11 protein-coding genes are annotated in these 12,239 nt (G+C 74.7%); 4 read left to right on the top strand and 7 right to left on the bottom strand.

What is annotated here, in order from left to right:
- Window positions 1–118: 118 nt before the first annotated feature.
- On the bottom strand, window positions 119–550 hold the full coding sequence (locus ACZ34W_RS01595) for a winged helix-turn-helix transcriptional regulator (protein ID WP_465600680.1): 432 nt from the start codon (window positions 548–550) through the stop codon (window positions 119–121).
- A gap of 92 nt (window positions 551–642) precedes the next feature.
- Here ACZ34W_RS01595 and ACZ34W_RS01590 point away from each other — a divergent pair, with 92 nt between their 5' ends.
- Window positions 643–993, top strand: coding sequence for a DoxX family protein (locus tag ACZ34W_RS01590; RefSeq protein WP_465600677.1), 351 nt, complete (start codon window positions 643–645; stop codon window positions 991–993).
- A gap of 280 nt (window positions 994–1,273) precedes the next feature.
- Here ACZ34W_RS01590 and ACZ34W_RS01585 read toward each other — a convergent pair whose 3' ends face one another.
- From ACZ34W_RS01585 to ACZ34W_RS01560, 6 genes are all read right to left on the bottom strand, one after another.
- Window positions 1,274–2,176: an ECF transporter S component gene (locus ACZ34W_RS01585; RefSeq protein WP_465600674.1), complete on the bottom strand. Its 903-nt coding sequence runs from the start codon at window positions 2,174–2,176 to the stop codon at window positions 1,274–1,276.
- Window positions 2,177–2,187: 11 nt separating this feature from the next.
- The gene (locus tag ACZ34W_RS01580; RefSeq protein ID WP_465600671.1) at window positions 2,188–3,801 is read right to left on the bottom strand and encodes an ABC transporter ATP-binding protein; all 1,614 of its coding nucleotides are present in this window, start codon (window positions 3,799–3,801) and stop codon (window positions 2,188–2,190) included.
- Window positions 3,798–4,967 (bottom strand): CbiQ family ECF transporter T component, encoded by a 1,170-nt coding sequence (locus ACZ34W_RS01575; protein WP_442906787.1) that lies wholly within the window; start codon window positions 4,965–4,967, stop codon window positions 3,798–3,800. Before ACZ34W_RS01575 ends, ACZ34W_RS01580 begins: the two co-directional genes overlap by 4 nt.
- 422 nt (window positions 4,968–5,389) lie before the next feature.
- A complete protein-coding gene (locus tag ACZ34W_RS01570; protein ID WP_465600667.1) occupies window positions 5,390–6,061 on the bottom strand; it encodes an SCO2322 family protein in 672 nt (223 codons plus the stop codon).
- A gap of 164 nt (window positions 6,062–6,225) precedes the next feature.
- Complete coding sequence (locus tag ACZ34W_RS01565) at window positions 6,226–7,491, bottom strand: prenyltransferase/squalene oxidase repeat-containing protein (protein WP_465600664.1); 1,266 nt, start codon at window positions 7,489–7,491, stop codon at window positions 6,226–6,228.
- 445 nt (window positions 7,492–7,936) lie between these two features.
- On the bottom strand, window positions 7,937–8,578 hold the full coding sequence (locus ACZ34W_RS01560; RefSeq protein ID WP_396486952.1) for a TetR family transcriptional regulator: 642 nt from the start codon (window positions 8,576–8,578) through the stop codon (window positions 7,937–7,939).
- A gap of 235 nt (window positions 8,579–8,813) precedes the next feature.
- Here ACZ34W_RS01560 and ACZ34W_RS01555 point away from each other — a divergent pair, with 235 nt between their 5' ends.
- The 3 genes from ACZ34W_RS01555 to ACZ34W_RS01545 all read left to right on the top strand — a co-directional run bounded on the left by ACZ34W_RS01555 (window position 8,814) and on the right by ACZ34W_RS01545 (window position 12,140).
- The gene (locus tag ACZ34W_RS01555; protein WP_352289552.1) at window positions 8,814–10,124 is read left to right on the top strand and encodes a glycosyltransferase family 4 protein; all 1,311 of its coding nucleotides are present in this window, start codon (window positions 8,814–8,816) and stop codon (window positions 10,122–10,124) included.
- A gap of 127 nt (window positions 10,125–10,251) precedes the next feature.
- The gene (locus tag ACZ34W_RS01550) at window positions 10,252–11,064 is read left to right on the top strand and encodes a class I SAM-dependent methyltransferase (protein WP_465600659.1); all 813 of its coding nucleotides are present in this window, start codon (window positions 10,252–10,254) and stop codon (window positions 11,062–11,064) included.
- Window positions 11,061–12,140 carry a prenyltransferase gene (locus ACZ34W_RS01545; RefSeq protein WP_329487414.1) on the top strand — a complete coding sequence of 360 codons (1,080 nt, stop codon included), beginning with the start codon at window positions 11,061–11,063 and terminating at the stop codon, window positions 12,138–12,140. Before ACZ34W_RS01550 ends, ACZ34W_RS01545 begins: the two co-directional genes overlap by 4 nt.
- The last annotated feature ends 99 nt before the right edge of the window (window positions 12,141–12,239 follow it).

The following is a 12,239-nucleotide window of genomic DNA, read 5'->3' as shown; positions in this document are numbered from 1 at the left end:
GGCGGCCGACCGGGACGGGCTGTCGAGGAGCGCCTTGCCGTTCGCCGCCGTTCCGAGAGAAGGCTGCCCGAGGCGACGCCAGGGTCTCCAGGTCCGGCCTCTTCTCTTGTTCTCTTGATCAGAAGCGGTTCGGCTCCTCATCAGCGGGAGGAGTCTGCGTCGGGGTTGCCCGATCCGCCTGGATGGCCCCGGCCGCCTCGGCTGCTTCCCGGAAGGTGACGACCGCCTCGCCGTTCTCCCGCGCCCATGCGGTGAGCATCCTGATGGGCTCCTCCAGGGTTCGCCCGAGATCGGTCAGGCAGTACTCCACGCGCGGCGGCGCCTCGGCGTACGCGTGCCGCTCGACCAGCCCGTTGGCCTGGAGCCGGCGCAACGTCTGGGTCAGCACCTTGCGCGAGACGCCGCCGCTCAGCTCGACCAACTCGCCGTGACGCAACGGGCCGTCGGTCAGCGCGAAGAGCGTGACCATGGACCACTTGCTGGCGATGATCTCCATGGCCAGGAGAGCGGGACAGTCGGCGAGGAAGGCGATTCCCGGTCGCAGGCTCATGACCCGAAGGTTACCTGGAGGTACCTGATGGCCGCCTATCGTCGTGGAGGTGCGCACGCCTCTCACTCGCATCGCATGATTGAGGTTCAGCCATGTTCGTCTCACTCGCCGTCGTCACCGTGGTCATGTCGGCGCTTCTCCTGGCATCGGCCGGGGCCAAGGCTCTGCGGACGCGGCACATCACCGAGCAGATGTCCACACTCGGACTGTCGCAGAGCATGATGGCCTTCCTGATCGGCGCTCAGATCGCGGGCGCGGCCGGTGCGATCGCCGGACTCCGGTGGGGACCCGTCGGGATCGCCGCCGCGATAGGCCTTTCGCTCTACTTCGCCGGGGCGGTCGCCTTCCACCTGCGCGTCGGCGACCGCAGGGGCGCGTTTCCGGCGGCGGTCCTCACCATCGCCTCCGTCGCCCTGGTCGTGCTGCGCGCCGCCACGCTCTGACAGCGGACGGCCGGCCCGGCGCCGGCCTCGACCGTGCCGAGTCTCCTCCGAGGGCGGCCACCGGTGAGCGTCATGAGTTGTCGTCGACAACGATGATCAGCCGGTGGCCGTGGGCCACAGCGGGTCAACAGCCGGCCGCCGTCGGGGCCGTGGGGGGCACGTTCCAGGCCACCAGGACCTGGCCACAGCTCGGCCGAGTCGCCCGGGTGCTTCTCGCGGGTCTCGGCCGTCCTGCCCATCGAGGTGGTGCGCCCCGGATTCGGCCGGGGCGCACCACCGTTCAGGGGGTGGGCGGTGGGCGGAACTCGACCGGGGCGGCGAAGGCGGCGCGGCGGGTGGCTCGGCGGAGGGCGCGGAGGACGGTGGTGCCGAGGGTGAGGCAGAGGACGACGGTGAGGACGGCGCGGGGGAGGTCCCAGCCGAGGGAGGTGGTGAGGCAGTAGGCGGCGAAGCGGACCAGGTTGGCGCTCACGTCGTCCCCCGGGACGAAGGAGATCGAGCCGGACAGGCCGGCGATATAAGGCCAGCCCTGGAGGTTCATCACCGTGCCGTAGAGCAGTGAGGCGACGGCGCCGTAGCCGGCGAGCAGGGCGAGTTCGCGGCGGCCGCGCAGGGTGGCGGCGCCCGGGAGCAGGCCGGCGCCCAGACAGACCCAGCCCATGGCGAGCATCTGGAACGGCAGCCAGGGGCCGACGCCGCCGGTCAGCAGCGCGGAGGCGAACATCGAGAGCGAGCCGAGGACGAAGCCGAAGCCGGGACCGAGGACCCGCCCGGCGAGCACCATCAGGAAGAACATCGGCTCCAGGCCGGCGGTGCCCGCGCCGAGCGGGCGCAGCGCGGCGCCCGCCGCGGCCAGGACACCGAGCAGGGCGACCGACTTGGCGTCCAGGCCCGGCGCGCCGCCGCCGGCCGCGCGGCCCTCGGAGATCTGGGCGATCACCACCGCGAGGAGGAGCGGCAGGAGGAGGGCGAACAGCCAGGGGGCGTCGGTGGAGTGGCCGACCAGGGCGGAGTCGGTGGCGGCGAGCAGCGGCCAGCCGAAGGCGGCCACGCCGACCGAGGAGGTGAGCAGCAGGGTGGCGATCGAGCGGTGGCCGAGGGGGACGGGGCGGTTACCCGCGCGCGGGGTGCGGTTCGTCCGGCTTGGGTTCGTCCGGCTTGGGTTCGTTCGGCTTCGGGGCATTCGGCTTCGGTTCATTCGGCGCTCCCGGCGAGGGCCCGTTCGACCTGGTGGACGGTGAGCCAGGGACCGGGCGCGAGGATCTTGGAGACCTGCGGGGCGAAGGTGGGGGAGGAGACCACCACCTCCGGGGTCGGGCCGTCCGCGACGATCTCTCCGTCGGCCAGGATCACCGTGCGGTGGGCGAGTTCGGCGGCGAGTTCGACGTCGTGGGTGGCGAGCAGGACGGCGTGGCCCTCGGCGGCGAGCGTCCGCAGGATCTCCACCAGGCGGGCCTTGGCGGCGTAGTCGAGACCCCGGGTGGGCTCGTCGAGCAGGATCAGCGGCGGCCGGGCGGTGAGCACCACGGCCAGTGCCAGAGTGAGCCGTTGGCCCTCGGAGAGGTCGCGCGGGTGGGTGGCGTCGGCGATGCCGGGCAGTAGCCGCTCCACTAGGGCGCGGCAGGTGCCCGGGTCGGCGCCCGCGTCGCCGTCCGCCGCGGCGCACTCAGCGGCGACGCTCTCCCCGTACAGCAGGTCGCGCGGGTCCTGCGGGACGAGGCCGACCTGGCGGATCAGCTCGGCGGGCCGGGTGCGGTGCGGGGTCCGGCCGCCGACCCGGACGCTGCCGGCGGCGGGGGCGTGCAGGCCGACCAGGGCGCCGAGCAGGGTGGACTTGCCGGCGCCGTTGCGGCCCATGAGTGCCGTGATCTCCCCGGGGTGGAGGGCGAGGTCCACTCCGCGCAGAGCCGGGACGGGGCCGCGCCTGACGGCGAGGCGGTCGGCGGTGGCGAGCGGGGCGGTGGCCGGGTCGGTGGGTGCGGCGGCGGGGCGCAGGCCGTCCAGTCGGGTACGGAGGGTGGCGGCCTTGCGGCGGGCGTCGCGGACCGTGAGCGGCAGCGGGGTCCATCCGGCGAGCCGGCCGAGGCCGACCACGGGTGGGTGGACGGGGGAGTGCGCCATCACCTCGGCCGGTTCGCCGAGGACGGGCGGGGCGCCGGGGGTCAGCAGCAGGACCTGGTCGGCGTACTGGACGACCCGCTCCAGCCGGTGCTCCGCCATCAGGACGGTGGTGCCCAGGTCGTGGACCAGGCGTTGCAGGACCGCCAGCACCTCCTCGGCGGCGCCCGGGTCGAGGGCCGAGGTGGGCTCGTCCAGGACCAGAACGCGCGGGTGGACGGTGAGCACCGAGCCGATGGCGACGCGCTGTTGCTGGCCGCCGGAGAGCGAGCCGAGTGCGCGGTCGCGCAGATCGGCGAGGCCGAGCAGGTCGAGCGTCTCCTCGACCCGGCGCCGCATCACGTCCGGCGCCAGGCCCAGCGACTCCATGCCGTAGGCGAGTTCGCCCTCGACCGTGTCGGTGACGAAGTGGGCGAGCGGGTCCTGGCCCACCGTGCCGACCAGGTCGGCGAGTTCGCGCGGCCGGTACTCCCGGGTGTCGCGCCCGGCGACGGTCACCCGGCCGTGCAGCACGCCGCCGGTGAAGTGCGGGACGAGGCCGCTGACGGTGCCCAGCAGGGTGGACTTGCCGGAGCCGGAGGGGCCCACCAGCAGGCAGAGCTCCCCTTCGGGGACGGTCAGGTCGACGCCGCTGAGCGCCGGAGCCTCGGCATCGGCGTACTGGACGGAGACCTGCTCGAAGGTGATCACGAGGCCCTCCGGGGCGGGTGCGGGGTGACGAACGCCGGTACCAGGCCGATCAGCACGGCGAGCACGGCGGTCAGGGGCAGGGCGGGAGCGGTCGGCGGGACGACGGTCGGGGCGAAGGCGGCGGGATCGAGGGCGGAGAGCCAGATCGTCAACGCGGCCACGGCGGCGCCCGATCCGGCGGTCAGCCACTCGGGGAGGGACCACGGGTCGGGGCGGTAGCGCGTCCGGGGGGAGCGACGGCCGCCGAGCAGCAGACCGGCGAAGGCCGCGGCCAGGCCGAGCAGCAGGACGGGCGCCGCCCAGCCGGCGCCGCCGGCGGTGAGCAGTCCGTAGGCGGCGAGGCAGATCCCGAGCAGGCCGGACAGGGTGAGCGCGGCGGTGGTGCGGGCGAGGCGGGGCGGGACGTCGGTGGTGCGGCCGAAGCCGCGGGTGTCCATCGCGGCGGCCAGTGCGACCGAACGCTCCAACGCGCCCTCCAGGACGGGCAGTCCGACGCTCAGCACGGCGGCCACGCCCCGGTCGGTGCGCCCGCGCAGACGGCGGGCGGCGCGCAGCCGCTGCACGTCGGCGACCAGGTTGGGCGCGAAGGTCATCGCGACCACGACGGCCACGCCCGCCTCGTAGAGCGCGCCGGGCAGCGTGCGCAGCAGGCGGGTCGGACTGGCGAGGGCGTTCGCGGCGCCGACGCAGACCAGCAGGGTGGCCAGCCGCAGCCCGTCGTAGAGCGCGGCGAGCAGGCCCTCGACGGTGACCCGGCCGCCGATCCGGACGCCCTGCGCCCAGGCGGGCAGCGGTACTTCGGGGAGGGTGAGGAGGACGTGGGTGCCGGGGATCGGGGAGCCGAGCAGGACCGCGAAGACCAGGCGGATGCCGAGGACCACCAGGCCGAGGCGGAGGAACGCGCCGTAGGAACGGGACCACGGCGCGTCCCCGCGGCGGGCGGCCACGACGTAGCCGGCGACGGCGGCGAGCAGGAGGAGCAGCAGCGGGTTGGTGGTGCGGGTGGCGGCCGCGCCGAGGCCGAGTGCCCACAGCCACCAGGCGCCGGGGTGCAGTTGGCGCGGGCCGAGCGGGGTGCGGGCGGCGCGCGGGGTGCGGCGGGGAGGCCGGGGGAGGCGGGCGCGGCGCGGGGGGCGGGGCTGGCCGGGGGCGCGGGGTGTGGTCACGGGGTGGGGTCCAGGTCGGGGCGGTTGGGGGGAGGGTGGGGGTGCGGGTGCAGGTGTGGGTGCAGGTGCGGGGGTGGGGGCGGAGTAGGAAGTCGGCTGGGCCGACTTCCTACTCCGCGGGCTTCCTGCGGCCTTGTCCACGTCTCTGCGGGCGGGGTCCTGCTTTCGCTTGGGGCCCGGGGTTTCTGTAGACCGGTCGGTATATGTAGACCGGTCTACAGAGATGGGCTGTTCTCTATGTAGACCGGTCGGTATAAAGGTCCCGGTCCGGCTCGGGGTGGGGCTGGGGGCCCGCTAGGCCCGGACCCAACCCGGGGGCCGGGTTGGGCTGACGGGCCGGGCGCGTGGTGCGCGCCCGGCCCGGTACCCCTTCTATGCAGACCGGTCTACATAGGTGGACCGGTCTACATATTCGACCCGACTCAGCGGCGACGGCGGGCCTGCCAGACCGCACCGGCGGCCAGGGCGGCGACCAGGACGGCCCCGGCGATCAGGCCGATGTCGGGGCCGCTGCCGTGGTCACCGTCGGCCGAGCCGCCCCCGGAACCGCCCCCCGCACCGTTCGCGGCCGGTTTGTTCGCCGCGCCGAGCTGGTCGCCGCAGCCGGCCTTCGGATAGCCGGCGATGGCACAGAGCAGGCCGTTGGTGTCGTACCGCAGTGGTGGGGCGACGGCCGCCAGGACCTCGGCCGAGTTGGCACCGGTGGGCACGACCGCACAGGCCGTGCGGAGTCCGGGCGGGGTCTCGCCGGGGGAGTCGGCGGCGGTGCCGAAGTCCAGGACCACGGCGACGCGTTTGCGCCCCGGCTGTTCGGCGGTACCGCCGCAGGTGGTGGCGAAGTCCCCGGCGGCACCGGGCCGGCCGGCCTGCCGGCCGCCGTCGGGGCTGACGGCGAAGCGCCACCCGTCCACGCCCCCGTCCTGCGGCACGTACACGGCCGGGCCCTGCTGCTGGTAGCCCCAGCCGCCGTCGGACCACTTCCAGAACGACCAGTACCGGTACCCGGCGGCCTGCGCGGGCGCCGCGCCGATGACCAGCAGGATCAGCACCCCGGCGATCAGTCCGGCGAGGAACCGGACGACCGCGGCCACCACCCGCCGACGCCGCTGGGGGTCGGCACAGGCCCGCCCGGCACGAACAGCACCGGCGCGACCAGCACCAATGCGACCCGCACCGGCACGACCGACACCGGCACGACCGACACCGGCATCGTCGGCATCGGCGGCATGGGCGGTGGCTCGGGGGGTGCCGGGGGTGGTCACAGCTTCTGGCCCCGCTTGCGCTGCAGGCTCAGCAGCAGCCCGCCGCCGATGCCGATCAGCAGGCCGACGCCGATCACCCACCACTGGCCGAAGCCGCCGTCCTTCTTCTTCTCGGCCGGCGCCGAGGAGGCGGGGGCGGAGGCCGCGCCGGTTGCCTTGGGCGCCGGGCCCAGCGCCGTCAGCTGCGCGACCAGGTCGCCGCCGAACGCGGCGGGGTCCCGCTGGGCGGCCTGGGCGACCAGCAGCAGGGTGGCGGTGGCCGAGGCGTCGCTGCCGCCCTTGGTCCAGGTGCCGCCCTCCTTGGCCAGCCAGTCCACCGCGCCGGTCGCCTGCTGCGGGTGCCCGCTCTGGATCAGGCCGAGCGCGGCCCAGGCGGTGGCGGTGTAGTCGGGGGTCGGGGCGGCCCCGGGAAGGGTCAGCGTCAGGTGCTGGTCACCGGCCGCGAGCTGGGCGGTGAGGTAGGCCCCGGCCGCCTCGGCGGAGTCCGCGCGCGCCACGAGCGGTTCCGTGGAGCCGTTCGCGCAGGACAGGGCCTTGGGCGCGGCGTCCGTCCGGTTGGTGTTGGTGACCGGCAGCTTCCCGCCCGCCGCGGCGAGCGTGGCCTGGGCACTGGCCAGGGCGTTCGGGGCGAGCGCGCCGGCCGGGTCGGGCTGGTAGGCGAAGGCCCCGTGCTGGTCGGCGGGGGCGGCGCAGCCGAGCTGGAAGAGCGCCAGCCCGTCGTAGGCGCTCCGGCCCGCCTTGGCGACGGCCGCCGGGTCCAGCTTGGCGGCGAGCAGGGCGTTCACGGCCAGGCCGGTGGAGTTGGCGTCACCGGGGCTGCCGGGGTTGTAGGGCCAGCTGCCGTCCGCGTTCTGGTTGGCCTTGAACCACTGGACGCCCTTGTCGACGGAGTCCTGGTGGCCGCCGAGCGCGACCAGGGCCTGGACGGCGACGGCGGTGGCGTTGCTGTCCTCGGTCTTGGGGTCGCACGCGGCGGAGGCGTCCGCGCGGTAGGACGGCCAGCCGCCGTCCGCGCACTGCTGGCCGGTGAGCCAGGAGACGGCGGAGTCGGCCGGGGTCACCTTGGCGCCCGCCAGCGCGGTGAGGGCGAGGGACTGGCGCCACACGCCGTCGTACGTCGGGTCGCCCTTGCCGTAGAGGCCCTCGGGGACGGGCGCGGTGGCGCCGGCCGAGGGGCTGTCGGCGAGGGCCGGTGCGGCGGCGGCGCCGGCCAGCAGGGCGGCGGACAGGGCGGCGGCGCCCAGGCGGGCGGCGGTGAGCATGGTGGGGTTGAGCCTTTCGATGAGCGGTGGGGTGGCCCGGGTGGGCCGTTCCGTAGACCTCGACGGTGCCGGGCACGGGGGTGCCCGGCATGGCCGCTCGCCTCTCTCCGGGCACTCCGACTGCCCCGGCCGTCCAGCGCCGGGCTCACGGTTGCGGGTCAGTGCCGGATTCGCACCGGCTTTCCCCGGAGGAGAAGCGGGATGGAGTTGTCGTGCCCGTCGACTTTAGCCGCCGCGACCGTGACCGCCGTGCCTCCGGTCGCCGCGCGGAGGAGTCGGGGCGCCGACCGCGCCCGGATCCCGGAGCCACCCCAGCCCCGAACCCACCCGAGCCCCGGAACCACCAACCCCGACCCACCCCGACACACCCCGACCGATCCCGCCCGCGCCCCGAGAACAGGTTCCACTTCCCCGCCCCTTCGCTGCCCCGCCCGCGGGCGCGTGCTCAGGGCAGCGTGAGCAGCCGCGCGGCGGTGTGCAGATCGGCGCGGACCTCGGCGATCGAGGCCCGCCCGGAGAGCCAGGAGACCAGGGCCGAGTGCCAGGTGTGCTCGATCACCCGGACGGCCGCACGCTGGCTCTCGGTCGGCGGCCCGGACTGGCCGATCGCGTCCAGGATCAGCTGCCCGGTGGCCGAGCTCACCTGGTCCACCTCGGCGCTCACCGAGCGGTCGGCGAACGACAGCGCCCGCACCATCGCCTCGGCCAGCAGGGGTTCGCGCTGGAGCGCGTGGAACGCCCGGGTGAGCGTCTCGGCGACCCGCGAGGCCGCGTCCTGCTCGGCCGGCGGGTGCCGTCGGACCTGCTCCTGGAGGCCCTGCAACTGCTCCAGCATGACCGCGACCAGCAGATGGACCTTGGACGGGAAGTACCGGTACAGGGTGCCGAGCGCCACCTGCGCGCCCTCCGCGACCTCCCGCATCTGCACCGCCTCGTACCCGCCGCGGGCGGCCAGCCCGGTCGCGGCCCGCAGGATCCGCCGCCGCCGTTCGGCCTGGCGGGCGGTCAGCGGCGGGTCGGCGGACTGCCCGGCGGGCCCGGCGGGGCCGGGGGCGGCGGCGGGCACGGAGGTGACGGGCGGTGGCAAGGGTGCTCCCGGGGCGCGAGAGTGACGGGGGGTGCTCCGGCCGGTCCGGCGGACGCTCCGGCAGTGCTCCGGCGTGGCGTGAATCACCAGCCCTGGCATCTGAGGAGAAGCTACGGGCCGGTATCTTCGAGGTCTCTCATTGTTCACATGGTCACGGGCGAACTCCACACCGCACTGAAACCTGATCTACTTTAGCGACCGGCAGCACAGACTTCAGCAAGGACGGGAGCCGACGATGACCGCGCAGCCGCTGCGGATTGCCCTGCTGTCGTACCGCGGCGACCCGTTCTGCGGCGGCCAGGGCGTCTACGTACGGCACCTCTCCCGCGAGCTGGCGCGCCTCGGCCACCACGTGGACGTGATCGGCTCCCAGCCCTACCCCGTCCTGGACGAGGTCGAGGGCCCCGGCTCGGTCCGCCTGGTCGAGCTGCCCAGCCTGGACCTCTACCGCGCCGACGACCCGTTCCGCACCCCGGGGCTCGCCGAGTACCGGGGCCCGGTGGACCTGCTGGAGTTCGCCACCATGCGCACCGGCGGCTTTCCCGAGCCGCTGACCTTCTCGCTGCGCGCCCGTCAGTACCTCGCGCTGCACAAGGGCCGCTACGACGTGGTGCACGACAACCAGACCCTCGGGTATGGGCTGCTCGGCCTCGCGCGGCACGGCTTCCCACTGGTCACCACGATCCATCACCCGATCACCGTGGACCGGCAGCTGGAGCTGGACGCGGCGCCGAGCCTGGCCCGCCGGCTGTCGCTGCGCCGCTGGTACGCGTTCACCCGGATGCAGCGCCGGGTGGCCGCCCGGCTGGACAGCATCATCACCGTCTCCGGCACCTCGAAGCGCGAGATCGCCGAGCACCTGGGCGCCTCGCCGGGCGCCGTCTCGGTGGTGCCGATCGGCGCCGACACCCGGCTCTGGTCGCCGTCCGAGCGGGTCGCCCGGGTGCCCGGCCGGATCGTCACCACCTCCAGCGCCGACGTCCCGCTCAAGGGCCTGGTCCACCTGGTCGAGGCGCTGGCCAAGGTCCGCACCGAGCGGGACGCGCACCTGGTCGTGGTCGGCAAGCCGCAGAAGGAGCGGGGGCCGGTCGCCGAGGCGGTGCGCCGCTTCGGGCTGGAGCGGTTCATCGAGTTCCGGCACGGCCTGACCGACGGGGAGCTGGTCGACCTGTACCGCTCGGCCGAGGTGGCCTGCGTGCCGTCGCTGTACGAGGGTTTCTCGCTGCCCGCCGCCGAGGCGATGGCCACCGGTACGCCGCTGGTCGCCACCACCGGCGGGGCGATCCCCGAGGTGGCCGGGCCGGACGGCGAGACCTGTCTCGCGGTGCCGCCGGGCGACGCGGGCGCGCTGGCGGCGGCGCTCGGCCGGCTGCTGGACGATCCGGCGCTGCGTCGCACGCTCGGTGAGGCCGGGCGCGAGCGGGTGCTCGCCCGGTTCACCTGGGAGCGGGCCGCCGCGCTGACCGCCGACAGCTACCGGGCGGCGATCGCCACCGGTGCCGGGCGGCGGGCCCGGTCCGGTCCGGGTTGGCGGTACGTGGCCTGACGGGTCGCCGGACCCGTCCGCGTCGGACCCGCCCCGGGCGGATCCGGCGCTCCGCCGGACTCGGCCGGCCCGGCCGGGACCGGCCGGGCGTCACAAACGTTTGGTACCAGAGGAATGGGAGCCCGCAGTGCTGACCGTTGATTTCTCGCGCTTCCCGCTCGCCCCCGGCGACCGGGTGCTCGACCTGGGCTGCGGCGGGGGGCGGCACGCGTTCGAGTGCTACCGGCGCGGGGCCCGGGTGACCGCCCTCGACCAGAGCGCCGAGGAGATCGCCGAGGTCAAGAAGTGGTTCGCCGCCATGGCGGAGGCCGGCGAGGCTCCGGAGGGCGCGTCGGCGGTCGCGATGGAGGGCAACGCGCTGGCCCTGCCGTTCGAGGACGAGTACTTCGACAAGATCATCATCTCTGAGGTGATGGAGCACATCCCCGACGACAAGGGCGTGCTCAACGAGATGTTCCGGGTGCTCAAGCCCGGTGGGCTGCTGGCCGTCACCGTGCCGCGCTGGCTGCCCGAGAAGATCTGCTGGGCGCTCTCCGACGAGTACCACGAGGTGGAGGGGGGCCACATCCGGATCTACCGGGGCGACGAGCTGCTCGACAAGCTCAAGGACGCCGGTCTGGAGCCGTACGGCACCCACCACGCGCACGCGCTGCACTCGCCCTACTGGTGGATCAAGTGCGCGGTGGGGGTGGACAACGACAAGGCGCTGCCCGTCAAGGCCTACCACCAGCTGCTGGTCTGGGACATCGTCGGCACCCCGGTGATCAGCAAGCTCACCAAGGCCGCCGAGAAGGCCCTCAACCCGGTGATCGGCAAGAGCTTCGTCGCCTACGCCTCCAAGCCGAACCGCGCCGAGCCCGTGGCGGACCTCGTCGAGCCCGCCTCCGGCCGCGCCGACGAGGCGGCGGACCGCGCCGACGCCGGGCGGGCGGGCGAGTGACCGCCGCCGTCCCCGAGGCGCTGCTGCTGGACGGGGTGCTCGATGCCGAGCAGGCCGCCCGGACCGTCCGCAGCATCCTCGCCGAGCAGCAGGACGACGGCGCGATACCGTGGTTCACCGGCCACCACCTGGACCCGTGGGACCACACCGAGGCCGCGATGGCCCTGGACACCGCCGGCGAGCACGCCGCCGCCGAGGCCGCCTACCGCTGGCTGGCGGCCCACCAGAACCCCGACGGCTCCTGGTACGCCGCCTACGCGTACGGGCAGGACGTCCCGGACGGCACGGTCTCGGACGCGGCCAAGGAGACCAACTTCTGCGCCTACGTGGCGGTCGGCGTCTGGCACCACCACCTGAGCACCGGGGACGACGCGTTCCTGGACTGGATCTGGCCGGTCGTGCGTCGCGCGCTCGACTTCATCGTCGGCCTTCGGCTGCCGGGCGGTCCGATCTCCTGGCGGGTGGACGAGCACGGCGAGGCGCCCGACGAGGCGCTGCTGACCGGCTCCTCCAGCATCCTGCACGCCCTGCGCTGCGGTCTGGCCGTCGCCGACTACCTGGAGGAGCCGCAGCCCGACTGGGAGCTGGCGGCCGGCCGGCTGCGGCACGCCATCGCGCACCACCCCGAGCGGTTCCTGGACAAGGACCGCTTCTCGATGGACTGGTACTACCCCGTGCTCGGCACCGCGCTGCGCGGCCGGGCCGCGCTGGAGCGGATCGAACGGGACTGGGACCGCTTCGTCGTCCCCGGCCTCGGGGTGCGCTGCGTCAGCGACCGCCCCTGGGTGACCGGCGGGGAGAGCGCGGAACTGGCCATGGCGCTCTGGGCGGTCGGCGAGTCCGACCGCGCGGTCGAGATCCTGCGCTGGATCCAGAAGCACCTGCGGCACAGCGACGGCTCGTACTGGACCGGCTACGTCTTCGAGGACGACGCCATCTGGCCCGAGGAGCGCACCACCTGGACGGCGGGGGCGCTGCTGCTGGCCGTCGCGGCGCTCGGCGGCGACCCGGCCACGGTGACGGTCTTCGGCGGTGACCAGCTGCCCACCGGGCTGGTGGTCCAGGACTGCTGCTGAACGACCGCCGCTGACCCGCCCGCACGCCGCGGCGCACGCACGACGAACACGCGCGTCGAACACGCACGACGAACAGGCACGGCGAAGGGGCGGGACCGG

The organism is Kitasatospora sp. NPDC022856 (genome assembly GCF_055561235.1).
Note: the sequence above shows the minus strand (reverse complement) of the source record. Positions and strands in the feature narration are given on the sequence as shown.